The organism is uncultured Xylophilus sp. (assembly GCA_913776965.1).
GTDB lineage: Bacteria > Pseudomonadota > Gammaproteobacteria > Burkholderiales > Burkholderiaceae_C > Xylophilus.
This window is the reverse complement of sequence record CAJYQL010000025.1, coordinates 1-23,615: the sequence shown is the minus strand read 5'-3', so window position 1 is coordinate 23,615 and position 23,615 is coordinate 1. Positions and strand designations below refer to the sequence as shown.

The window sequence follows — 23,615 nt, the reverse complement described above, 5'->3', positions numbered from 1 at the left end:
CTGGAGTACGAACGTGCGGAGATGGCCCGATGACTGCAATGCTCAAACCATCGACTGCTGCTTTTCGTGGCTACCAAAACTACGTGCTGTTCTCTCCGGAAAGCGGCAGGGCAAAGGTCGGAATTACGGCGGATTTGCGTTCCCGGCTGAGGTACTACCGGCAAGAGTCGCGGCGCAACGGACTCGGCTACGTCGCGATGGAAGGCGGTGCGCCGCAGCAACTGGGCATCGCACGGTTAGTGAAAACCGAACTGTGCCGGGCGCTCAAGTCTCACTCACTGCCCGGGCATGGCAATTGGGTCAAGACCGACGCGGACGGCTTCATGGCATTGGTGGCAATGACTCGCCGGTTCCAGAACGACATCCTTGTTGCCTTGGGCGAGGTGGAGACCGACCGTGCTTGAGCTATCTCGAATCCGCATCGATGGCGAGACGCAGTCGCGCGTCGAGCTCGATCAAGACGTTGTGCAGGAATACGCCGAGGCGTACCTCGCTGGCGCTCAGTTCCCGCCGGTGACGGTGTTCTTCGACGGCGCCGACTGGTGGCTGGCTGATGGCTTCCACCGCTACTTCGGCGCGATCACCGCGGGTCAGACGAAGATCTACGAGCAGATCGTTCCGGGCACGCTTTTGGACGCGCAGCTGCATAGCTTCGGCGCGAATGGCCAGCACGGACTGCGCCGCACTAATGCCGACAAGCGCAAAGCGGTCCAGGGCGCCCTTGCGCATCCGGTGTCGGGGACGTGGAGCGACCGCGAAATCGCCAAGCACTGTGGCGTGACGCACCCCTTCGTCGCGTCGGTTCGCAACCCGAAGGTGGTAACCGTTACCACCCCTGCCGATGCTTCCCGCAGCTCGGGGGTGGTAACCGTTACCACCCCGACGACGCCGGCCGCGAACGCCAATGCCACGCCGGCTTCTACGGAAGATGTGGCGCGGGCGCCTGCCAGCTCTGCGCACCATGCTCTTATTTCAGGAGCGGAATCCGCTGCGCAGTCGTTGGTGCCGCCCTCCGTTGAGGCGGATGGATTCGGTCCATCGGACGAAGAGATCGCTGCTGCGGAGGCGGCTGCCGCTGTTGACGCTGAGGAACTGCAGCGCCTGCTCCAGTCCGAAGAACCGCTGGGCGAAGCGCTGCGGGCGGTAAAGCAACTGCGCGCCGAGTTGGCGGTGGTGAAGTCGACGCGCGACGGCTACATGACGCAGTGCAACGAGCAGATCAGCCGCATCAAGTCGCTGCAGCGCCAAGTCGACAAGCTGAAACGTGAGCTGGAGGCGGCGCATGGATCTGTTTGACCAGCCCAACTATGCGACCGCCGCCTTCCCGGAGCCGCGGCCGTTCCAGCTCGATGCGCACCAACGGCTGCGCGACGGCATCCGAGCCGGACACAAGAATCAATTGCTGATGAGCCCGACCGGCTCGGGCAAGACCTATCTCGGGCTGCGCATTGCGCACGAGGCACTGGCGAAGGGTCGCCGCGCGATCTTCGTATGTGACCGCTCGACGCTGATCGACCAGACCAGCGAGACCGCCGACCGGTACGGCTTGGGTGCGCACGGCGTCATCCAGGCCGACCACTGGCGGACCGACTATTCGAAGCCCTTCCAGATCGCGAGCGTTCAGACCCTCGCCCGCCGGCAGTGGCCGGAAACCGACGTGGTGATCATCGACGAGGCCCACACGCAGCACACCGCCTGGACCGAGCACGTCCAGAAGTGCCGCGCTGCCGTCATCGGCCTGTCGGCGACGCCTTTCTCCCCTGGCCTAGGCAAGCTGTTCACCAACTTGGTCAACGCGACCACGATGCACGCCCTCACGCAGTCCGGGGTGCTGGTGCCGATGCGAGTCTTTTCCTGCACCGCGCCAGACATGGCCGGCGCTGAGACCTCCGGCGGAGAGTGGACCCAGGAGGCAGCTGGCAAGCGCGGGATGGAGATCGTCGGCGACGTGGTGGCCGAGTGGGTCAAGTACGGCGAGCAGCGAAAGACCATCGTGTTCGGCGCGACGATCGCGCACTGCCAGGAGCTGTGCAGGCAGTTCAATCAGGCCGGGATCATGGCCGCGGTGTTCACGGCCGACACGCCGGCCGCCGAGCGTCTAGGCCTTATCAAGGAGTACCGCAAGCCCGACTCCAGCCTGCGCGTGCTGATCAGCGTGGAGGCGCTGGCGAAGGGCTTCGACGTGCCGGACGTGGGTTGCGTGGTGGATTGCCGGCCGCTGCGCAAGAGCCTGTCCACCGCAATCCAGATGTGGGGCCGCGGCCTGCGCGCATCGCCCGAGACCGGGAAAACCGACTGCATTCTGCTGGACCACTCCGGCAACATCCTGCGGTTCGCCGAGGATTACACCCGGGTGTTCTTCGAGGGGCTGGCCGCGCTCGACATGGGCGAGGCACTGGACAAGGTGATCCGCAAGGAGCCTGAGGAGGTCGAGAAGAAGGGCTGTCCGTCTTGCGGTTATCAGCCTTTCAGGAAGCGCTGCATGTCGTGCGGGTTCGAGATCGTCGATCCGGCACTGGTCCAGCAGGTGCCGGGCTCGATGCGCGAGGTGATGATCGGCAAGGCGAAGGCTGCGGACAATCACCAGCACCTCTGGCAGCAGGTCTGCAGCTACGTCAGGGCCCACGGCAAGCCCGAGACCGCACAGGGACGTGCGGCCCATATCTTCAAGGACTTCGTGGGCGAGTTCCCGCCGCGCGGCTGGCACCTCGACAACACCGCGGGCGCCGAGATCACCCGCGCGGTCCTGAACAAGATCAAGTCGAAGAATCTGGCCTGGATCAAAGGCCGGAGGCAGGCGCAGCCCGCATGAGCTTCATCGATTTCGCCCGCGCCCACGGCGTCGAGATCAACTTGGCCAAGTTCGCCCCGAGCGAGCGCGTGCGCCGCTGTGGCACCACCGCGCACCCGCGCTCGACGAACGGAGCCTACTTCTGGGACGGCCGGCGCGGCTGGGCGTTCGCCTGGGACGGCGAAGCGCGCGTGCAGTGGTTCGACGATCCCAACGCAAAGCCCTGGACCGACGAGGAAAAGCGCGCCTGGGCACAACGCCGGCAGGCCCAACAGGCTGACCGCGAGCGGCTGCAGCAGAAGGCCGCCCGAGAGGCCGCCGAACTGATGCGCACCACGGTGCCCGGACCGCACAACTACCTGCATCGCAAGGGCCTGCCAGCCGCGCAGGGTCTGTGCCTGCCCGACGGCGGCCTGCTGGTGCCGATGCGTGACATGGTGACCAACGAGCTGCGCGGCGCCCAACTGATCCGCTGGACCGATACCGAGGCCGAGCCCGGCGTCATGCGCTGGGTAAAGAAGATGACCTACGGCATGCGCGCACAGGGCGCCGTGCTGCGCCTGGGCCAACGCAACGCGCCGGAGCTGGTGCTGTGCGAGGGCTACGCAACCGGCCTGTCGATTGAGCTGGCGATCCGCCAGATGCGCTTCAACGCTGCGGTGCTGGTGTGCTTCTCCGATTCCAACATGGTCCACGTCGCCGAGCGAACGAAGGGCCGCCGGTACTGCTTCGCCGACAACGACAAGAGCGGAGCAGGTGAGCGCGCTGCCCAGGCCACAGGTTTGCCTTACTGCATGGCGCCGACGGTCGGCTGGGATGCCAACGACCTGCACAAGCGCGAGGGCCTGCTGGCTGTCTGCGCACCGCTGGTGAAGGCCCGACAGGAGGCTGCCGCCATGTGAGTCCACCACGACGCAACCCATGCCAGCGGCTCGATACGCGGGGGCATGGGCCAAGCCATCGGCTACCCGGGATGTGCAAAGCCGAAACGTGGGTGGATTACCTAGAGCGTGCGCAGGCTACCGATGCAGGTGGTGCAAGTCTGGGTTACCTACGGGGCGCATCGGCTACCGCAGGGCGCTGAAACGCTGGGGCTCACGGCCACTGCCTGCTGCGCAGACCACTCTCCCATAGGACCGCCCCATGGGTAGGGGTGGTATGCGCAGTCCACCGGGGTCTTCGACCTTGCCTGATAGAGAGATAGGTCGGTTTGAGTAGGAAACAGGGGATAGCGATGAATGGACTTCTACGAGAAACACCGGGCCGAGATGCTGGCTCACTGCATCCGGCTGGCACGGCTGGACAAGCACTACGCCTGGTGGGCGGCGAACAGGTACGCGAGCGATTCGGAGGGTGTGCTGCACGACCTGCCGCAGTTGCTGACGGAGGCGATGCGGGCGGAAGCGGCTGCAAGGAGTGCGATGCCGCCCAGTTCGACGCCGGACATGGCGCCTATGCAGACGACTGCGCCGAATGCGACGTTCGACTGATCGCAGGGCTGGACCCGGACGAATGCGATCGGCGGCTGGACCTGGTCGAGCGCCAAGCCGGCCGGCAGGCACGACTCACTGTCGAGCAGCTGGTGGCCAAGGAGCGCAGCCGAATCAATCACCTGCTGAGCCCGGTATGCCAGGCAGCAGGCCATCGAGAGGAGTGACCCATGCTGGCGATGAAACAACGTGAAGACTTCCGCGCACTGATCCCCGCGGACATGAGGGACGCCGACGATCTGCTCTTCCGCTACGGTCGGTGGGCGATGGATCGCTACCGCTACAACCGGTGCGCCAGCGCGGAGGGCAAGTACCAAGCGCCGCCGAGCAATGAGGACCGCGAGCCACGGGAGCTGCTGCTGTCGACTACGCCGGCGATGCGCGCCCACCGGGCACTGATCAACGTGGCATTCCATCCGCGGCAGGTGCTGCAGATTCTCTACGTACCCAAGCGCTTACCGGCCGAGGCGCAGCTGCGCATTGCCCGAATCCCGGCACGGGTCTGCCGCGAGTTGCACATGGACGGGCTGCGGATGTTCTGGACGCAGCATGAGCGCTTGCTAAAGTCCGCACACTGTGCATAATCCCAGCTACCTGATCACTGGATTGGTGTTGCGGCAGCCGACTGGCTAGCCGCAGCGTCTCCGAAAGAAGCCCGCCTCGCAGCAATGCCGGCGGGTTTTTTAGTTTTTGCTCTTACCAACCGGACCGCCGCATGGCACGCGGCGCGCGAGGGCAGGGCAGCTGACGGACCCGAGCAGGTGTGCACGCCTGCAACGGCCGCGGGAACCGTCACCGGCAGACGCCTGACGCCTCGGAAAGACGAGGGCCATCATCGAAGCGGCAGCACGGAAGGACGTGCAGGAACAGCCGAAGTTCTGGATGCCGGAGGGCATCGCCCGTCGAGTCCCAGCACACAATGTTTGCGCGTGCCATGGTGGTACGTAAGGAGATCCGATGTCCAGTGAGCAATCGCCAGAATATTTTCGCGGTGTGGCCGATCTGTCCGATAGGGTGAAAAATGCGCGAAGAATCTATGCCGAGTTCCTCGAACTGATGCAAAAGTCCGAGGTTTCAGGACTGCAGTTCTCCATTGCCGCGGCGAAGGAAGAGAACGGCGACCCTACCGCAACCCTGACAACCCCTCTCGGCGACGTCCAGCTTTCGCTCGGCTTCACCTTTATGGACGAGCAGGTTATCGGCGCGGTGCTGATCTGGTCTGAAAGTCAGTTGGATTCCCCCAAAGAGCGGACCAAGTATGGGACGGTGCTGTTGCATCCCCACGATGGTTGGTTAGATTTGAAGGGCAATGAGCTGCCTTCTGATACCTACGGGAATTACGGCACGAAGACCGCGCGCTCTATCAAGGGGCAGATCGTCACCGCGCTCATCCGCCACCACGCAGAGACCACGGCCACCTATCAGCGGTAGGCACATCGGTGCTAGAAATCTTGGGGCCGCCTTTCGGGCGGCTTTTTCAATGGAGAAGCCATGGCGTGGACATCCACCAGCTCGAGCATCGCGTTGCAGGTCACTGACGCCCGCTTCACCAGCCGCACACCCAGCGAAGCCCCTGTCCGCCGCATAGCCGAGCGCGCAGTGCGTGTCCGGCTCAGCTGATGTCCTCGCTCCGCACCCTCAATACCCGCCTGTCACCCATCGACCCGACCCGACTGGCAACCCTGCAGCAGAAGGCCGGGACCACCGACCGGCCAAGCGGTCGCCGCTGGGCAGTGACACGGGAGCGCATCGCACTGGCTCACGGATACCGCTGCGTGGACTGCGGGCTGGTATGGACGCCGAGCCGTGACCACATCGACCACGACGTGCCGCTGGAGCAAGGCGGATCGAACGATGACGCGAACCTGAAGCCGCGATGCCTCGAATGCCACGCGGTCAAGACGGCCGAGGAGGCCGGGCGACGGGCGGGAGGGGTGGGTCGAAACTCACCGGGGCTGTGAAACTGGAAACCCAAAGCCTCCCCACGTAGAGAATTTTTCCCCTTTCAAAAGGATTTCAAATGGCCGGAGTCAAAGGACGCAGCGGCGGTGCCCGTCCAGGCGCCGGCCGTCCGAAGAATGAGCCCGTGATGCTGCCGCTGAGTGCGGTCTACGACGAGCCGGACAAGTTCCTGCGCGCCGTCATGAACGACAGCGGCACCGAGGCGAAGCTGCGCGTCGATGCTGCCAAGGCGTTGCTGTCCGCCCAAGTCCGCCGCGCAGAGAACGGCGGCAAGAAGGTGCAGGCGCGGGCAGCTGCGAAGACGGCCGCGGGCGCTGGCAAGTTCGCATCGTCGGCACCACCGGCGAGGCTGGCGGCTGCCGGCGGTAATAGGATCTGATGCCCGAATGGACGACAGCCTGCCCGGACTGGGCGGATCGGCTGCGCGCGGGCCAGTCCATCATCCCGGCCCCGATCTTTCCCGAGGAGGCCGAGGCCGGCCTGTCCGTCATGCGCGAACTGCGCATCGTGGACGCACCCGGCAGCCCGCGCATCGGCGAGGCTTGCGGCCAGTGGGTCTTCGACCTGGCCGCCTCGATCTTCGGCGCCTACGACGCCGACAGCGGTCGGCGGTTGATCACGGAATGGTTCGTGATGCTGCCGAAAAAGAACTTCAAGTCGGGGCTGGCCGCCTCGATCATGCTGACGATGCTGATCCGCAACTGGCGGCGCTCGGCAGAGTTCACGATCCTGGCGCCGACTCTGGAAGTCGCCAACAACAGCTTTGCCCCGGCGAAGGACATGGTCCTCCACGAGGAGGAGGACGAGGACGGCGAGCCGCATAGCGAGCTGGCAGACCTGGTGCAGGTGCAGACGCACCTAAAGACGCTCACGCACCTCGAGATGAATGCCACGCTGAAGGTGATCGCAGCCGATGCGAACACGGCAGCGGGCAAGAAGTCGGTTGGCGTGCTGATCGAAGAGCTATGGCTTTTCGGGAAGAACGCCAAGGCGAAGGACATGCTGCGCGAAGCGACCGGCGGCCTGGCCTCGCGCCCCGAGGGATTCGTGATCTACATCACGACGCAGAGCGACGAGCCGCCGTCCGGGGTGTTCAAGGAAAAGCTGCAGTACGCGCGCGACGTGCGCGACGGCAAGATCCACGATCCGCAGTTCCTGCCGGTCCTGTTCGAGCATCCGCCCGACATGGTGGCGAGCGGCGCAGCCCGGCTGCTGGAAAACCTGCCGATGGTGAATCCGAATCTCGGCTTCTCGGTCGACCGCGCCTATCTGGAGCGGGAGTACCTAAAGGCCGAGCAGGAGGGCGAGGCATCGCTGAAAGGCTTTCTGGCCAAGTACGGCGACGTGGAAGTCGGTCTCAATCTCCGGTCCGACCGGTGGGCTGGCGCAGACTTCTGGCTGCCGGCTGCGCGACAACCCGACATGACCCTGGCCCAGCTGCTGGAGCGGTCCGAAGTGGTGACCGTCGGCGGCGACGGCGGCGGACTCGATGACTTACTCGGCTTGGCCGTGGTGGGTCGTGACAAGGTTACGCGCCGCTGGCTGGCCTGGACGCGCGCCTGGGCGCATCCGTCGGTGCTCGAGCGTCGCAAAAGCGAGGCCGCCCGGTTTCGCGACTTCGCCAAGGACGGCGACTTGGTGCTGGTGGACAGCATCGGGAAAGACGTCACGCAGTTCGCTGCCCTGGTGCGCCAGTGCGAAGACTCGGGCCTGCTCGACATGGTGGGTCTCGATCCGGCCGGCGTCGGCTCGATCATCGACGCGCTGACCGATGCCGAAGTGCCGACCGAGAAGGTGACCGGGATCAGCCAAGGCTACAAGCTGACCGGCGCTATCAAGACGACAGAGCGCAAGCTGGCCGAGGGCGAGCTGGAGCACGGCGGTCAGCCGCTGATGGCCTGGTGCGTCGGCAATGCGAAGGTGGAGCCACGAGGCAACGCCGTGATGATCACCAAGCAAGCTGCAGGGTTCGCCAAGATCGACCCGCTGATGGCTCTCTTCAACGCAGTGACGCTGATGTCGCTGAACCCCGAAAGCAAGGGCTCGATGAATAGCTGGCTCAGCAACCCTGCCAAGTTGGGGCGACGATGAAACTACGACCACCACGCATAGGCTTCCTGTCGCGCGTGCGGGCTGCGATCGACGGATGGGTGCGCTCCTTTACCACCCGCGACGCCGACCTGGCCGCCGCGGCTTCGGGAATCGACTACGGTGCAGGCGTGACCGTCGGCGCCGTGATGCAACTGGACGCGGTCTGGAGCTGCGTCCGCCTGATCTCCGAGACGATCGCCACACTGCCGCTGTCGCTCTACGAGCGCACCCCAGCCGGCAAGCGCCCGGCCACGATGCACTCGCTGCACTTCGTGATCCACGATCAGCCGAACGTCGATTCGACGGCGTCAGTCTTCTGGGAGGCCATCGTCGCGGCGATGCTGCTGCGTGGTGCCGGCCGGGCGGAAAAGCTCTACGTCGGCACCAAGCTGGTCGGCCTGGCGTTCCTCGACCCTGACCGGTTGAGCGTTACGCGCGATGCGACAGGCCGGCGGCGCTTCCACTACCGGATGCCGAACGGATCGCAGCGCGAGATCCCGGCCGATCGCATCTGGACGGTTCCGGGCTTCACGCTCGACGGCGTCAATGGCGTGTCTGTGATCAGCTACGGCGCCAAGGTCTTCGGCGGCGCGATCGCCGCGGAGAAGGCCGCGGCCCGCACGTTCAAGAATGGGCTGCTGCAGACTGTGTACTACAAGGTGACGCAGTTCCTGACTCCCGAGCAGCGCAAGGACTTCAATACCAACCTAGCCGGCTCGATCGAGCGGGAGGAGGCGCCGCTGCTGGAGGGCGGAACCGACGTTTCTTCGCTCGGCATCAACCCGGCTGACGCCCAGCTGCTGGAGTCGCGATCTTTCTCGGTCGAGGCGATCTGTCGCTGGTTCCGCGTGCCGCCCTGGATGGTCGGCCACAAGGATGGCACCAGCAACTACGGCACCGGCATTGAGCAGCAGATGCTTGGGTTCCTGACGTTCACGCTGGCGCCCTGGCTGCGCCGGATCGAGCAGGCCATCGCGAAAGACCTTCTGACGCCGGCCGAGCGGTCCCGCTATTACGCGAAGTTCGCCGTCGAGGGCCTGTTGCGCGCAGACAGTGCCGGCCGTGCCGCGTTCTATTCGGTGATGGTCAACAACGGAATCCTGACCCGCGACGAGGTGCGCGAGCTGGAGGACCGGGAGCCGCTCGGCGGCAATGCCGCTGTGCTGACGGTGCAGTCGGCGATGACGCTGCTCGACCGCATCGGTGGCGACACCGACGCCACCCAAGCCCGCGCGGCGCTCCGTGCGCTGCTCGGCATTTCGGAAGACACCAAGGACTGACCCATGAGCATGAAGAATCTGCCGGTGGCCCCGATGGGCCGGCCGGGCGCCAGCGTGCGCAGCGAGATCCTGCCGCGCGCCTTCGAGCGGTGGAATCCGGGTACCCGTGCCGCGTTGGCTGAGGACGAGCAGGACCGGAGTATCAGCGTCTACGACGTGATCGGCTACGACTACTACACCGGCGACGGCGTCACGGCCCGCCGCATCGCGGCCGCGCTGCGCACGCTGGGCCCGGGGCCGGTGACGGTCAACATCAACAGCCCGGGTGGCGATCTCTTCGAGGGGCTCGCCATCTACAACCTTCTGCGCGAGCACAAGGGCGACGTCACGGTGAAGGTACTCGGAATGGCGGCATCCGCCGCGTCGATCATCGCGATGGCTGGAGACAACGTGCAGATCGCTCGCGCGGCCTTCTTCATGGTGCACAACAGCTGGGTGATCGCCGCCGGCAACCGGAACGATCTGCGGGCGACTGCCGACTGGCTGGAGCCTTTCGACGCTGCGATGGGCGACATCTACGTGGCGCGCACTGGCGCCGATCCGAAGTCGATCGCCAAGCTCATGGACGCCGAGTCCTGGATCGGAGGCAATGCCGCCATCGAACAGGGCTTCGCGGACGAGTTGCTGCCATCCGACCAAGTCGGCCAAGGCGACGCCAAGGCGCAGGCCCACGCTGCGCGCCGGCTCGAGGCTGCGCTGCGTTCCAGCGGCATGCCGAAGTCGGAGGCCATGCGCCTGATCAGCGAATTCAAGTCCAGCGCGGGCGATCCCGCTGGCGGCGGTGAGGGCGATCCCACCGAACGAGGAGGGCCCGCGCCCGACTCTCTCAGCACCGCTGCGGCTCTGGCCGCATCCCTCACCTGCATCCATTCCTGAAAGCACACCATGCCTCTCGATCAAGACATCCAGACCATCAACGCCAGCCTGACGCGCGTGAGCGACCAGCTCAAGGCTCAAGGTGAGCGTTTCGACCGAAACGCGGAGCTCAACGCCGAGACCAAGGCGACGGTCGACGACCTGCTGAGCAAGCACGGCGCGCTCCAGGCGAGCCTGCAGCACACTGAGCAGGCCCTGGCCAAGCTCGAGGCCAACGGCGCCGGCGGCGACGTGCAGCACTTGTCGCTCGGCCAGCAGTTCATCGCGACCGAAGGCGTGAAGTCCTTCCTGGGCCAGACCACCCCGCGCGGACGCGTCGACATGCCGATCCATGCGGCCATCACCACGCTCACGACCGACGCCGACGGCTCGGCAGGCGACCTGGTGGAACGCACTCGCCTGCCTGGCGTGCTGACGCTGCCGCAGCGCCGCATGACCGTCCGCGACCTGATCACCCCGGGCACGATGGGCGGTAACACGCTCGAGTACGTGAAGGAGACCGGTTTCACCAACAACGCCGCTCCGGTGGCCGAAGGTGCGCAGAAGCCGGAATCCACCATCAAGTACGACGCGATCAGCACGACGGCGAATGTCATCGCGCATTTCGTGAAGGCTTCGCGCCAGATCCTCAGCGATGCGCCCCAGCTCGCGAGCATGATCGACGGCCGCCTGCGCTACGGCCTGGCCTTCAAGGAAGAGCAGCAGCTGCTCAACGGCGACGGCACCGGCCAGAACCTGCTCGGCATCATCCCGCAGGCTTCGCCCTTCGTTGCGCCGTTCGACCCGGCCGGCACCGAGACCAACATCGACAGCATCCGTCTGGCGATGCTGCAGGCGTTCCTCGCCGAATACCCGGCTACCGGCATCGTGATGAACCCGATCGACTGGGCACGCATCGAGCTGCTGAAGGACTCGACCGGCCGCTACATCATCGGCAACCCGCAAGGCTCCATCGGCGCCACGTTGTGGAATCTGCCGGTGGTGGAGACGCAAGCCATCGCGGTGGACAAGTTCCTGACCGGCGCCTTCCGCCTGGGCGCGCAGGTGTTCGACCGCTGGTTGGCCCGTGTCGAAGTCGCCACCGAGAACGGCACCGACTTCGAGAAGAACCTGGTGACGATCCTGGCCGAAGAGCGGCTGGCCCTGGCGGTCTACCGCCCCGAGGCCTTCATTTACGGCGACTTCGGCAACGTCGCCTGATCCATTGCCGCCATCTGAAGGGCCCGGTTCGCCGGGCCTTTCTCATTGGGAGAACGTCATGCGTATCCAGTTTCTGCCCAGCGATCCGCGCGCGGGCACCGTGGTGCAGATGGACAGCAGCCGCGGCCAGCAGCTGATCGACGCCGGCGCCGCGGTGCAGGTTAACGAGGAGGGCGCACCGGTTGCCCGTGCTGCCGTGGCTCAACCGTCCCCAGCACCGGCACCGGCGCCGGCCCCTGCGGTCGATCCGACCACGCTGACCGTCCCCGCACTGCGCGCAGCGCTTGACGGCAAGGGCATCCCGTACAAGTCGAGCGCGTCGAAGGCCGACCTGCTGGCGCTGTTGACGCCGAAAGGAGCCTGACATGTTGGTGACCCCCGACGAGGCGCGGACTCATCTGCGCGAGGAGGCCGACTATCCGATCGACGCCATCAAGCTCGGCGCCGCGACTGAATACGCGCAGCAGTTCCTGAACCGGCGTGTGTACCCCGACGCTCAGGCGATGGCTGCTGCCGTACTCGACGGCAGTGCAGGAAAGAATCCGATGCTGGTCAACGACCTGATCAAGGCCGCGATCCTGCTGATCTTCGCCCACCTGAACGCCAACCGAGAGGACACCGTATCCGGGGCGGCGGTGACCGAGATCCCGATGGGCTCGAAGTCTCTGCTGTGGCCGCATCGCGTCGGCCTCGGGGTGTGAGATGCGCGCCGGCAAGCGAAACCGCCGTGTGCGCTTCGAGCGCAACGAGACCGTGCACGATCCGCGCTTCGGCGGCGGCGCCCCGGCCTGGGTCGAGGTGTGCACCGTCTGGGCCGAGGTGCAGGACGTGCTCCCCAGCAAGGCCGAGTCGGCGCCCGATGGCGTCGAGGTGGCGCTGCGACCCGCTCGCGTGCGCATGAGCTACCGGGCCGGCCTGACATCGGATATGCGTATCGTGGTGCTCGGCACCATTCCGCGCGTGCTCGACATCGTCGCTGGCCCGGCAGAACTGGGTCACCGCGAGGGGCTGGAGTTCGTCGCGCAGGAGGTGTCCCGTCATGGCTGAGACGCGCATCAAGGGCCTATCCGAACTGCAGGCGATGCTGGACACGCTGCCGGCGAAGGTCGAGAAGAACATTCTTCGATCTGCGCTTCGCGCGGGTGCCAAGCCGGTGCTGGCTGCTGCGAAGGCAGGCGTTCCGGTCCGCAGCGGAAAGCTGCGCGACAGCCTGCGGATCACCACCAGCGGCAAGGGCGGCACTGCCCGAGCAGCGGTGACCACGCGGCTTTTCTACGCCAAGTTCGTGGAGTACGGCACCGCGGCACACGAGATCGTTCCCGAGGTGCGCAGCGCGCTCGGCTTCGGTGGCGTGGTCACCGAGAAGGTCGAGCACCCCGGCGGCGGTGCACGGCCATTTCTGCGGCCGGCGCTCGACGGACAGAAGGAAGCTGCGGTGCTGGCTGCTGCCCAGCAGATCAAGAAGCGCCTGACCAAGGCCGGTCTGAGCGCCGCCGCCGACGTGGAGGTCGAAGCAGATGACGGCTGAGGAAATCACATACGCGCTGCTCTGCGCCGACGCCGCGCTGCTGGCCGTGGTGCCTGCCGCGCGGATCGTGCCTGGCGTGATCCCGCAGGCGACGGCACTCCCCGCCATCGCTTACGGCCACGTCAGCAGCGTCGAGCAGACCCCGCTGGCCGGCTCTCCCTGGCGCCTGGTCACCAGCCGGATGCAGGTCACCGTCGCCGCCGGCAGCTATGCGGCGAAGAAAGACCTGCTGACGCTGGTGCGCAAGGCGTGCAACGGCAAGCGCGGCACCTATGCCGGCGCCCTGGTGCTCAACGTGCGCCGCGACACTGTCGGGCCGGACATCGACAGCGAGCCGGACCGGATCTACACCCAGCCGATCGACTTCTTCGTGCAGTGGCGCGAGGCGGTCTGACCCTTTCCCCACCACCCGCAAGGAGTTCTCATGCCCAAGCCAACCACGCCCGGCGCCCAGCTGGTCGCCCTGCACGCCTTCATCGCGCCGGAAGGCACCTTCGACACCGGCCACCTGTTCGATGTAGCCGACGCCGACCGCGCGAAGTTCTTGGTCGACGGCGGCTACGCCCGCACCGCGACCAAGGCGGACGCGAAAGAGATCGCCGCCGGCGAGGCCGACGCACCCGTCGCCTGACACCACCGCGCCCCGCAGCCGGCCGCCTTCGGGCGGCTTTTTCGTTTCCGTCGCCCTGTTTTCGAGGTAACCGACCATGACCTGGCAAACCGCCGCTGGCACCAGCATCGCCATCTCCGCAGCGCTCCCCGCGTCGCAGACCGCCGCTGCATTCGCAGCCCTGACCTTCACCCTGATCGGCGAGGTGACCAACATCTCGAGCGTGAAGGGCCGGCAGTACAACACCGCCACCCATGCGCCGCTCGCCTCTGCGCAGCAGTCGCAGCGTAAGTCCAGCTTCACGCTGCCGGACACCACGGTTGAAATGGCCTGGGATGACGCCGACGCCGGCCAGATCCTGGTCGAGACCGCCAGCAAGTCGAATGCGGTCTATGCCTTCTGCGTGACCAAGCAGGACGGCAAGAAGCGCTACTTCACCGCGCAGGTGTCGCAGTTCATGGAGAACATCGGCGGCGTCGACGACAAGGTGGTCGGCGCGATGACCCTGCTGCGCCAGACCGAGACGATCGACGCGCCTGCCGCCTGATCCCCGGCGTCACCGCGGCGCCGCACCCAACCCCGGGCACCGCCCGACCCCCGCACCGACCCCGGCCGCTGTCGCTCTCTCGCAGGAGCGCGGCGGCTGGGGCACGGGCATTTCCCTCCCTCCTGCGAAAGCCACTCACCATGACTAAGCCCACCACCAAGGCTCCGATCAACCTCCGGATCTTCGCCATCGCCGCCACAGGCACCATGCCGATCCGCGACGCTGCCGGCGTGCCGCAGTTCGCCGAGGACGGCGAGACGCCGCTGACCATCACCATGCACAGCCCGGGTTCCCGGGTCTACCAGCGCGCGAAGCATGCCGCCGACCAGCGCAATAACGAGCGGGTGATGGCCCGGATGCAGGGCAAGGCCGCGGACAAGCAGTCCGCCGAGGAGAAGGCCGCCGAGCGTGCCGAGCTGCTGGCCGCCTGCACCATCTCGATCAACGGCGCAGACCTCGACGGCGAGACCGGGCACGACGCTTTCAAGAAGCTCTACAGCGACCCCGAACTCGGCCACATCGCCGACGACGCCGACAAGTTCCTGGGTGACCGGGGAAACTTCAAGAAGGTCTCCTCGCCCAGCTGAGTCTGCGGGTTCGCCAGAACGCCTGGCTGAACGCGGCGCCGAAGGATGACCGGGCGCCCGATCCCAAGGCCAAGACCATCCCGCCGCCGCCGGTGACACGGCGCGCGCAGATGGTCAAGGACGGCATCCAGCCGCTCCTCCCGGACGTCGACGCGGGGCAGTACCTGATCGACTGGCTGATGGAGATCGGCCCGACCTTGCCGGCCGGCATGGGCTCGGGCGTCCTGACCTTCTCCGAAATCGCCACCTGGCAGCAGCTGGTCGGCCTGGAGCTGCAGCCTTGGGAGGTGCGCGCGCTGCGCCGCCTATCCGAGGACTACCTGGCGGAGTCCAACGCCGCCACCGACCCGCGCCGGCCGCCTCCCTACGGCGACCGCCAGCGCAATCCCTCGATCGACCGCCAGATCGACGAGGCCCTGTCTACCCACCTCTGAAAGCACCTCATGCTCGCTGGATCGTTGGAGATCGAGCTGATGGCCAACATCGCCCGTCTGCAGAAAGACATGGACGAGGCGAAGAAAGCCGTCGGCGGTGCGATGGACTTCATCAAGAAGTCCGCCGGCTTCGCGATGGGCGCCCTGGCTGCGCTGGGCGTGGGGCTCTCCGTCAGCGCCTTCACCGGCTGGATTCGGGGTGCCATCAACGCTGCCGACGCCCTGGACGAGATGTCCGGGCGCGTCGGCGTCAGTGCGAAGGAGCTGTCCGGCCTGCAGCTGGCCTACCGGCAGGCGGGCATGCAAAACGACGCGATGGCGTCCTCGATCGCCAAGCTGTCGAAGGAGATGAGCGAGGGGAACGTCGCTTTCCGGGCGCTGGGCGTCTCGGCGCACAACACCGACGGCACGATGAAGAGCACGACCGCCGTGCTGTTCGAACTGGCCGACCAGTTCAAGGACCTGCCCGACGGTGCGGCCAAGACCGCGCTGGCGATGGAGATCTTCGGCAAGAGCGGGGCCGAGATGGTGCCGCTCCTCTCCAGCGGCTCCGACGGCATCAAGGAGCTGATCGCCACGTCCGAGCGGCTGGGCACGGTGCTGGAGGACTCGACCGCGGCGCAGGCCGGCCAGTTCAATGACACCCTGGAGCTGCTGCAGCTGGGCGTCTCGGGCGTGGGCACCCGCGTGGCATCCGAGCTGCTGCCGACCCTGACCAACCTGACCGGCTCCTTCCTGGAGTCGATGACGCAGGGCGACGCCCTGAAGAACACCGCGGCCGCGCTGGCGAGCGGGCTGAAGCTGCTGTATTCGGCGGGCGTGGGTGTGGTCGGCGTGTTCCAGGCGCTGGGCACCTCCGCCGGCGCCGGCATCGCCGCGATCCAGGCGGCGCTCTCGGGCAACTTCTCCGAGGCGAAATCCATCCTGTCGATGGCGAAGGCCGACATCACGTCTGGATGGCAGGCGACGGCGGCCTCGATCAGCAAGGCATGGAACACCGAAGCGGACGCATCCGTCGCCGCGGCTGCGAAGGGGCTGGGCGCCCAGCGTGACCTGCTCGCCGCCCAGAAGGCGAAGGAAGAGGCCGCGAAGAAGGCTGCATCCGCCGGTGAGACCGAATTCCAGAAGGCCGCCAAGCAGATCCGCGAGCGCATCGACCTGGCCGATCAGGAGCTGAAGGCCGGCCGGGCCCTGACGGACGAGGAGAGATTCGCCGCCAAGATCGCAAACGAGCTGGCCGCCGCCAAGGTGCCGGTGACCGCCGCCGAGCGTGCCCAGATCAAGGCGATGCTGGAGCGCTCCGCCGCCGCCCGCCTGGCGCTCGACATCGACAAGGCGCTGACCAAGGCCGCGCACGACCTGGCCGACGCCCGGCAGGCGCAGCGCAAGGCCGAGGACGACGCCGTCGCATCCTTCGTCCGCTCGACGGAGGAGGGCTACGCCGCGGCCACCGCCAGCGCGAAGCAGCGCATCCAGGACATCGAGGACGAGGTGAAGGCCGCGAAGCTGTCGGCCACTGCAAACGTGTCGATGGCGCAGGCCGTCGAGATGGTCGCGATCGCGCGGCTGAAGGAGAAGCAGACCGGCTTCTACGACGGGTCCGAAGGCTTCCTCGCCCTGCAGCGTGAGATCGACCTCCGCCAGCAGCTGGTCCAGAACATGGGCCTGCGTGACACGGTCACCAGCGGCATCGCCGAATGGCAGAAGCTGACGGACTCGGTCTACAACGGACTGACCGACAGCCTGTTCCGGGCATTCGAGGCGGGCGACGGGTTCTTCAGTTCGTTCTGGACCGGCATCAAGAACACGCTGAAGACCACAGTGCTGAAGGTCGCGATCCAAGGCGTGGTCGGGTTGACCGGCACCGCGCTGGCGACCGGCGCCAATGCCGCGCTGACCGCGGCCGGCGGTTCGTCGTCCGGCGGCATCGTCGGTGCAGCCAGTAACGTCGCCAGCTTGTACAGCGCCGGCAGCGCCGTCTACGGCGGTGCGAGCAGCTTCGGCTTCGGCCTGTCGTCGGGCTTCGGCGCGACCCTCAGCGGCAGCACGGCCGGCGCCGTCGCCAGCGGTGCTGCCAACGTGGCGGGCGCCGGTGGCGCGAGCGCTGCAGCTGGTGCCGGCGAGATCATCGGTGCGCTTGGGCCCTACGCTGTCGCCGCTCTGGTGGTCGCCAACGCACTCGGCCTGTTCCGCAGCAAGACGGTCAATGACAGCGGCATCGTCGGCACGCTGACCGCGGGCGGCGGCGACCTTCAGGCGTACACCGAGACCCGCCGCGGCGGCACCCTGTTCTCGGGCCCGAGCTACAGCACCGCGTACAGCGCACTCGACGCCGGCCAGACCAAGGCGATCGGCGATGCCGTGACCTCGATCTACGCCAGCGCGCGGCAGTTCGGCGGTGCGCTCGGCTACGTCAGCGACACGATCGACGGCTACACGCAGGCGATCGACGTGAGCACCCGCGGGCTGTCGGCCGAGAAGTATGCCGAGGCGCTGGGGCTGGAGTTCACTGCGCTCGCGAACAACCTGGCGAATCGGATCGTGCCCGGCATCGCCCAGTTTGCGAAGGAGGGCGAGATCAGCAACGCGACCTTGGCGCGCCTTGGCTCCAGCCTCATGCAGGTCAACGACCTGTTCCAGCAGACGCACCTGCGCACGTTGGAGCTGACTGCCGCCAGCGGCGATGCGGCGAACAAGTTCCTCGACCTGTTCGGCGGAATCGAGAACGCGCGATCGGCGGCGCAGGGCTACTACGACGCGATCGTGACCGAGAGCCAGAAGGCCGACGATCGTGCGCGGCAGGTGCTCGCGCTGATCGGCGCCGCCGGCTTCAACGGCAACACGCTGCAGACGGCCGAGGCGATGCGGCTGGAGTACCAACGCATCACCGAGGCGCAGGACGTCACGACCGAGTCGGGCCGGCAGATGCGCGCGCAGCTGATGCTGGGTGCCGGCCAGTTCGCCGCATATGCAGACGCACTCGGCGAGACGGCGGCAGCCACCACTGACGCGACGGCAACAATCACCGAGGCCGCTTCTAACGCTGCGCGCCTGCAGTCGCTGAATGCTGTCCTGACGGTCGCCCAGCAGACTGCTTCGTCCGCGATGGCGACGGTCTCGCGCGCGGTGGCTGCTGAGCGCGCCCGCATCGAGGCGGACTATGCGATTGCGCAGGCCGCGGCGCAGGCACGCGTCGACAGCATCGCCGAGTCGGTCAGCCGGCTATCGGCCGCCGCCAGCAAGCTGCGCGGGGTGGTCGATGGCTTCTGGACCGACGCTACGCTGGGCATGAGCCGCGCCGATGCGTCCGCGCAGATCGCGCAGGCGCTCGCGCAGGCCCGGGCCGGTGGCTCGCCGGACATCGACGCGCTCGGCAATGCGCTGTCCGTCGCGTCCAAGTTCGATCAGGCGCAATACGAGAGTTTCATCGACTATGCCCGCGACTTCGCAGGGCAGGCCGCCACGATCAGCGAGCTGGCTGAGCTGACCGACGGACAGCTCAGCGTCGAACAGCGTGCGCTGGAGGCCGCGCGCGAGCAGCTGCTGGTGCTGAAGGACGGCCGCGACCAGTCGATCCGGGCACTCGACGCCCAGCTCGCAGCCGCGCAGGCTCAGCTCGACGCGCTCAACGGCATCAGTGCATCGGTGCTGACCATCCCCGAGGCGCTACGCACCCTGGCCGCCTCGATCGCCGCCGCCGTCGCGGCGCAAAACGCCGTGAAGCAGGCCGGCGGAAAGGGCAGCGTCGGCGCGAGCGGTTTCAGCGGGCAGGAGATCCGCGACTACATCAACACGAACACCAGCAACGCGAACGGCTCGCTCGCGCAGGAGACGGCGATCTACAACGCCGCGATCGCCAACGGGGTCAACAGCGCCGAGCTGGCCGCCGCGATGGGCTGGACGCAGCAGACGGTCCTGAACTGGGCCGCGAGCCAAGGCCTGCCGGCTTTCGACACGGGTATCGACCGCGTGCCCTACGACATGGTCGCGCGCATCCACGAGGGCGAGGCCATCGTGCCGAAGCGCTTCAACCCTTGGAGCGGCGGCGACATGGGACAGGGCGCCATGCAGATGCTGGCCGAGCGGCTGCTGGCCGAGTTCGGCGGGTTGCGCGGCGACGTGAAGGCACAGACGGCCGAGACCGGCAAGGTCGCGGCAGTGCTGCAGCGCGTCGAGCGGCCGGACGGCCTGGCCATCGCCAACGACACGACCGAGGTGACCCAATGAAGCTGATCCCGCCGCTGGAGATCACCGACGCGGTGCTGCAGTCCAGCACCGTCCCCGAAACGGTCGCGCTGTGGGCGGCCGGCACTACCTACACGAAAGGCATGCTGGTCCGCCGCCAGCAGACCCACCGGGTGTACGAGAGCCTGGTCGATGGCAACGCCGGGAACGTGCCCGAGACCTCGCTGACCGGGACCCCGCCGAAGTGGGGCGACGTGGGATCGACGAACCGCTGGCGGATGCTGCGCACCGACAGCAACGTGCAGACCGAGGCGCCCGGGTCGCTGACGGTGGTGCTGAAGCCTGGCCGGCGCATCGGTGCGCTCGGCATCGTGCGCCTGCAGGCCGACCACATCGAAGTGACCACGTCGGACGGGTTCAACTTCTCGGAGTCGCTGCGTGCGCGGACCGTGCGCCGCTGGTCGGAATACTTCTGGTCGCCGATCCAGTACCGCGGCAGCGTGCTGCTGCTCAACCTGCCGCGATCCACGAATGCGATCGTGACGGTCAAGCTGACACGGCAGTCCGGCCCGGTGAAGTGCGGCCCGATGGTGCTCGGCATGCCGGTCGACCTGGGCGTGACGCAGCAGGGCGCGCGTGTCGGCTCTCGCGACTTCTCGACCAGCAGCCGGAACTTCGCCGGCGACGCGACGCTGCTGCCGCGCAAGGACATTCCCCGCACCACGCAGAACACGATTCTCGACCCCGCCCAAGCGGACGCGGTCCGCATCGCCCTGCGCGCGCAACGCGCCCGGGTCGGCCTGTACACGGGGCTGGAGGATGCCGGCCATCCGTACTTCGACGCGCTCGCGGTGCTGGGCATCGCGACGAACTGGGAGCTGAACCTGGACCCCACCCTGACCACCCTGAATATCGACCTGGAGGGCTTCTGACATGCCGCTGACCACGATTCCGACCATCACGGAACTGCCGCCTAACCCGCCCAGCTCCGCCGACCCGGACAACTTCGACCCGCGCGCCGACGCGCTGCTCGATGCGCTGCCGACGATGGTGACGCAGGAGAACGCCGCCATCGTCGCGATGAACGCGCTTGGAGGCGAGGTGCAGACCCTGGCCGGGCAGGCGTCAGGCTCGGCCACCACCGCGACCCAGAAGGCGGCTGCCGCGGCCGGTTCGGCAACCGCTGCTGCACAGAGCGTCGGCGACTTTCCGACGCGCTACCTGGGCGCGAAGAACGCCGACCCGACGACCGACAACGCGGGTCAGCCGCTGGCAGTCGGGGCGCTCTACTGGAACACGCCGACCGGCCAGCTGCGCGCCTGGAGTGGCGCCGCCTGGGCAGTGAGCTACTTGCCGGTCGGCGACTACCTGACCAAGGCGGGCGGGACGCTCACGGGCGCGCTAAACGAGGCCCGGGGCGCCAGCATCCCCAGCGCCGCCACGCTCGACCTCAACGCCGCGACGGGCAACTTCGTCCACATCACCGGCACCAACGCTGTGACGGCCGTCACGCTCGCACCTGGAGCCGCGCGGACCGTGATCTTCGACGGCGCGCTGACCCTCGCGCACAGCGCGACCCTGCAGCTGCCCGGCCTGGCCAACATCGTGACGGCGCCCGGTGATCGGGCGACCTTCCGGGGCGATGCGGGCGGCGTGGTGCACTGCATCTATGACCGGCTGGACGGGAAGGCGCTGGTCGGGCCGCCCACCGCGCCAACTCTGGGGATGATCGGCACTGCGCTCTCTGTCGAGTCTTCTTACGGGGCAGCGACATCAGCCAAGATTGCCCGTCTGACCAACACGCTCGCAGTGGTTGCCACAGCCGATGGCAGTTACCTCAAGGTCCGATCGCTGACATTTAACGGAGCAAGCGTCACGCTCGGCCCGGTCTTTACCAATGCCATCGACGGCGCGCGCGTGCTGGGCCTCGCTGCACTCGATGCGACACGCGTCATTTTGGTCACCTGGGGCAGCAGCCAATACATGGCCGGTTGGGTCTTCACCGTTGCTGCGGATGGATCGCTTGGTACCGGAGGCGTCACGCAAATAACCACAACGAACCCTGCAGGTGTCGCAGATCTCGTCTACGTCAAACCCGGCTTCGTCTTGCTGGCCTATCAGTCCGGCGCCGCCGTCCAATTCCAAGCGCTGATCCCCTCGTCCTCGCAGACCGTCCAGATAGGCGCCGGATTTTCCTATTCGCCAGGCGGTAATGGATGGTCCAACATCGGTATGGCCCGGATCGACGAATCGGTCACGTTCTTCGCTGGCATCGGTGCCAATGTTTCGCGAATTGGGCTCATCAATACGCCAGGCAACGCTCCCCAGAACGGCGGCTTCAACGGGCAGTCCATCTTTGGCGGTACCAACTACCAGTACGAAGTCACAGTCGCTGCGGACGCGACTGGAGATGTGTTAGCCAGTGTCCAGAACGAGGCCGGCATCACCGCAGCCCGTACCTATAACCTGCCCAGTCTCATGAGCAACGTCAACATCGTCTCGACGTTGGGACTGGATGTGCGCGGGCGATTCATGGTCAACCTGAAGTCGTGCATGGCCCTGGTCTGTGAGCTGGGCATTGTTCTGTTCCAGAAGAAGGAATCGCGATACGAGCCGGCTTCATTCAAGAAGCTCGGTGAAAACGTCACGTCGTTCGGGCTGATCCAGCTCAACTCGGATTACGCAGTGCTTCTGCAGAGAGTGGGTGGCGCCTACGCATCGATCCGCCTGATCAGCATCGGAGACCTTGCATGAAAATCATCGTGGCAAAAGCCGGCAACGTCGTGGTGATGGCCGGCGATGACCTCACGCTCACGAGCGACGGTGCCACCGGCCGAGACATCGTGGCGCCGGACTTCACAACGGCCAATGCGATGCTGCGGCAGGTGGACGCGCTGCCGAATCCGTGGGCGGTAGGCGCGTACAAGCACACGCTCGCCGGCGGCTTCCAGCTGGTCGACGCATCGCTGGTACCGGATCGCATGGCCGAGCTGCAGGCCGCGCTCGCTGCGGCCGCCACGGCCCGCCGGTGGGAGGTCGAAACCGGCGGCATCGTGCTACCCAACGGCGCCCGCATCAACACGGCGCGCAGCGATCAGGACGCGATCACGCGGGTAGTCGCCAACGCGGCCGAGGCCGGGATCGAGTCCTTCGACTTCAAGGCCGCCAGCGGCTGGCTGTCGCTTACGCTGGAGCAGCTGCGCGGCATCGCATCGGCCGTGGCCCGGCACGTCCAGGCGTGCTACGGCCGCGAGCGCGAGCACCACGAGGCGATTGCGGCCCTGCAGACGGTCGCTGTCGCCGAGGCCTACGACATCGGCACCGGCTGGCCCTCCAACACAGAGGCGACTAGCTGATGCGACCGCGCTACTGGCATACCCGCCTGCTGCTCGCGCTGTCGGTCCTGGTGTCGATCTACATCTGCTGGCGCGAGCCCGACAGTCTGGGCCACCGGATCATCGTCCGCAGCGGCTCCGAAGGCTGGATCTGCGTGGCCGCGCTGGCGGCCGTCGCCCTGGCCGCGCTCGCCGACATCTTCGTCAACGACATCCTGCCCGCGCGGGTCACGCTGTGCGCGGTCATGAGCCGCCGGCACCTGGTCTACATGGCGATGGCTGTCGGCCTGATGAGCCTCTGCTATGTGGTCGCCGACGAAGAGGGCTGGACCGAGCTCCTCCTGCACTACGGCCTGCTCGCCGCTTTCTCGGCGCACATCGCCTTCACCGATCTCTTCCACCGCCACCGAGGTGCCTGCGCATGAGCCTGTCCGACTTTCTCCGCGCACGCCTGTCGACCTCGACGAGCGCCCAACTGACCGCGCCGCACCTGCGCACGACCCTCTGGCTACTGCTGGCGCTCCTGTGGCTGCCGGTGCTCGCGATCGCGGCGCCGGCCGCCGCCGGCGGCTCGCTCGACCTGGCGGTGCGGGTGTCGCCCGCGCTGATCGCGGTGAGCGTGCTGCTGTCGAGCCTGTCGGGCGCGACCGCGCTCGTGATCCGCATCGATCGTGAGCTCTCGGCCGCACCGGACAAGCC

The 23,615-nt window shown here is 66.9% G+C and carries 28 protein-coding genes; all 28 read left to right on the top strand.

The window, feature by feature from the left end:
* Positions 1-29 precede the first annotated feature (29 nt).
* Positions 30-404: a hypothetical protein gene (locus QZ500_RS03725; protein WP_295851014.1), complete on the top strand. Its 375-nt coding sequence runs from the start codon at positions 30-32 to the stop codon at positions 402-404.
* On the top strand, positions 397-1,296 hold the full coding sequence (locus QZ500_RS03720) for a hypothetical protein (RefSeq protein ID WP_295851011.1): 900 nt from the start codon (positions 397-399) through the stop codon (positions 1,294-1,296). The genes QZ500_RS03725 and QZ500_RS03720 overlap by 8 nt, the downstream gene beginning before the upstream one ends.
* A complete protein-coding gene (locus QZ500_RS03715) occupies positions 1,283-2,812 on the top strand; it encodes a DEAD/DEAH box helicase family protein (protein ID WP_295851008.1) in 1,530 nt (509 codons plus the stop codon). The genes QZ500_RS03720 and QZ500_RS03715 overlap by 14 nt, the downstream gene beginning before the upstream one ends.
* Complete coding sequence (locus QZ500_RS03710) at positions 2,809-3,693, top strand: toprim domain-containing protein (protein ID WP_295851006.1); 885 nt, start codon at positions 2,809-2,811, stop codon at positions 3,691-3,693. Before QZ500_RS03715 ends, QZ500_RS03710 begins: the two co-directional genes overlap by 4 nt.
* A 336-nt stretch (positions 3,694-4,029) precedes the next feature.
* Positions 4,030-4,281 carry a hypothetical protein gene (locus QZ500_RS03705; RefSeq protein ID WP_295851003.1) on the top strand — a complete coding sequence of 84 codons (252 nt, stop codon included), beginning with the start codon at positions 4,030-4,032 and terminating at the stop codon, positions 4,279-4,281.
* Positions 4,282-4,451: 170 nt separating this feature from the next.
* Positions 4,452-4,865, top strand: a complete 414-nt coding sequence (locus QZ500_RS03700; RefSeq protein WP_295850999.1) for a hypothetical protein — start codon at positions 4,452-4,454, stop codon at positions 4,863-4,865.
* 373 nt (positions 4,866-5,238) lie between these two features.
* Positions 5,239-5,712, top strand: coding sequence for a hypothetical protein (locus QZ500_RS03695; RefSeq protein WP_295850998.1), 474 nt, complete (start codon positions 5,239-5,241; stop codon positions 5,710-5,712).
* 188 nt (positions 5,713-5,900) lie between these two features.
* Positions 5,901-6,242: an HNH endonuclease signature motif containing protein gene (locus tag QZ500_RS03690; RefSeq protein WP_295850996.1), complete on the top strand. Its 342-nt coding sequence runs from the start codon at positions 5,901-5,903 to the stop codon at positions 6,240-6,242.
* Between the two features lie 128 nt (positions 6,243-6,370).
* The gene (locus tag QZ500_RS03685; protein ID WP_295850993.1) at positions 6,371-6,622 is read left to right on the top strand and encodes a hypothetical protein; all 252 of its coding nucleotides are present in this window, start codon (positions 6,371-6,373) and stop codon (positions 6,620-6,622) included.
* The gene (locus QZ500_RS03680; RefSeq protein WP_295850991.1) at positions 6,622-8,334 is read left to right on the top strand and encodes a terminase large subunit; all 1,713 of its coding nucleotides are present in this window, start codon (positions 6,622-6,624) and stop codon (positions 8,332-8,334) included. The genes QZ500_RS03685 and QZ500_RS03680 overlap by 1 nt, the downstream gene beginning before the upstream one ends.
* Complete coding sequence (locus QZ500_RS03675; protein WP_295850988.1) at positions 8,331-9,614, top strand: phage portal protein; 1,284 nt, start codon at positions 8,331-8,333, stop codon at positions 9,612-9,614. Before QZ500_RS03680 ends, QZ500_RS03675 begins: the two co-directional genes overlap by 4 nt.
* Before the next feature lie 3 nt (positions 9,615-9,617).
* A complete protein-coding gene (locus tag QZ500_RS03670; RefSeq protein WP_295850985.1) occupies positions 9,618-10,490 on the top strand; it encodes a head maturation protease, ClpP-related in 873 nt (290 codons plus the stop codon).
* Positions 10,491-10,499: 9 nt separating this feature from the next.
* Positions 10,500-11,690: a phage major capsid protein gene (locus QZ500_RS03665; protein ID WP_295850982.1), complete on the top strand. Its 1,191-nt coding sequence runs from the start codon at positions 10,500-10,502 to the stop codon at positions 11,688-11,690.
* A gap of 58 nt (positions 11,691-11,748) precedes the next feature.
* Positions 11,749-12,054, top strand: a complete 306-nt coding sequence (locus tag QZ500_RS03660; RefSeq protein WP_295850981.1) for a HeH/LEM domain-containing protein — start codon at positions 11,749-11,751, stop codon at positions 12,052-12,054.
* Between the two features lies 1 nt (position 12,055).
* The gene (locus QZ500_RS03655) at positions 12,056-12,391 is read left to right on the top strand and encodes a head-tail connector protein (protein ID WP_295850979.1); all 336 of its coding nucleotides are present in this window, start codon (positions 12,056-12,058) and stop codon (positions 12,389-12,391) included.
* 1 nt (position 12,392) lies between these two features.
* Positions 12,393-12,737, top strand: a complete 345-nt coding sequence (locus QZ500_RS03650; protein WP_295850978.1) for a head-tail adaptor protein — start codon at positions 12,393-12,395, stop codon at positions 12,735-12,737.
* Entirely contained in the window at positions 12,730-13,218 is a 489-nt protein-coding gene (locus QZ500_RS03645) for an HK97-gp10 family putative phage morphogenesis protein (RefSeq protein ID WP_295850975.1), read from the top strand. The genes QZ500_RS03650 and QZ500_RS03645 overlap by 8 nt, the downstream gene beginning before the upstream one ends.
* Entirely contained in the window at positions 13,208-13,612 is a 405-nt protein-coding gene (locus tag QZ500_RS03640) for a DUF3168 domain-containing protein (RefSeq protein ID WP_295850972.1), read from the top strand. The genes QZ500_RS03645 and QZ500_RS03640 overlap by 11 nt, the downstream gene beginning before the upstream one ends.
* A gap of 30 nt (positions 13,613-13,642) precedes the next feature.
* Positions 13,643-13,849, top strand: coding sequence for a hypothetical protein (locus QZ500_RS03635; RefSeq protein ID WP_295850969.1), 207 nt, complete (start codon positions 13,643-13,645; stop codon positions 13,847-13,849).
* Between the two features lie 76 nt (positions 13,850-13,925).
* A complete protein-coding gene (locus tag QZ500_RS03630) occupies positions 13,926-14,375 on the top strand; it encodes a hypothetical protein (RefSeq protein WP_295850967.1) in 450 nt (149 codons plus the stop codon).
* Positions 14,376-14,515: 140 nt separating this feature from the next.
* Positions 14,516-14,962 (top strand): hypothetical protein, encoded by a 447-nt coding sequence (locus tag QZ500_RS03625; RefSeq protein WP_295850964.1) that lies wholly within the window; start codon positions 14,516-14,518, stop codon positions 14,960-14,962.
* A 92-nt stretch (positions 14,963-15,054) separates the two neighbouring features.
* Entirely contained in the window at positions 15,055-15,396 is a 342-nt protein-coding gene (locus tag QZ500_RS03620; RefSeq protein ID WP_295850962.1) for a hypothetical protein, read from the top strand.
* Between the two features lie 9 nt (positions 15,397-15,405).
* Entirely contained in the window at positions 15,406-19,623 is a 4,218-nt protein-coding gene (locus QZ500_RS03615; RefSeq protein ID WP_295850959.1) for a hypothetical protein, read from the top strand.
* The gene (locus QZ500_RS03610) at positions 19,620-20,513 is read left to right on the top strand and encodes a hypothetical protein (RefSeq protein ID WP_295850957.1); all 894 of its coding nucleotides are present in this window, start codon (positions 19,620-19,622) and stop codon (positions 20,511-20,513) included. Before QZ500_RS03615 ends, QZ500_RS03610 begins: the two co-directional genes overlap by 4 nt.
* Position 20,514: 1 nt before the next feature.
* Complete coding sequence (locus QZ500_RS03605) at positions 20,515-22,335, top strand: hypothetical protein (protein WP_295850954.1); 1,821 nt, start codon at positions 20,515-20,517, stop codon at positions 22,333-22,335.
* On the top strand, positions 22,332-22,937 hold the full coding sequence (locus tag QZ500_RS03600; protein ID WP_295850951.1) for a DUF4376 domain-containing protein: 606 nt from the start codon (positions 22,332-22,334) through the stop codon (positions 22,935-22,937). Before QZ500_RS03605 ends, QZ500_RS03600 begins: the two co-directional genes overlap by 4 nt.
* The gene (locus QZ500_RS03595) at positions 22,937-23,341 is read left to right on the top strand and encodes a hypothetical protein (RefSeq protein WP_295850947.1); all 405 of its coding nucleotides are present in this window, start codon (positions 22,937-22,939) and stop codon (positions 23,339-23,341) included. Before QZ500_RS03600 ends, QZ500_RS03595 begins: the two co-directional genes overlap by 1 nt.
* A partial coding sequence (locus tag QZ500_RS03590) for a hypothetical protein (RefSeq protein WP_295850943.1) occupies positions 23,338-23,615 on the top strand: 278 nt, incomplete at its 3' end. The genes QZ500_RS03595 and QZ500_RS03590, both read left to right, overlap by 4 nt.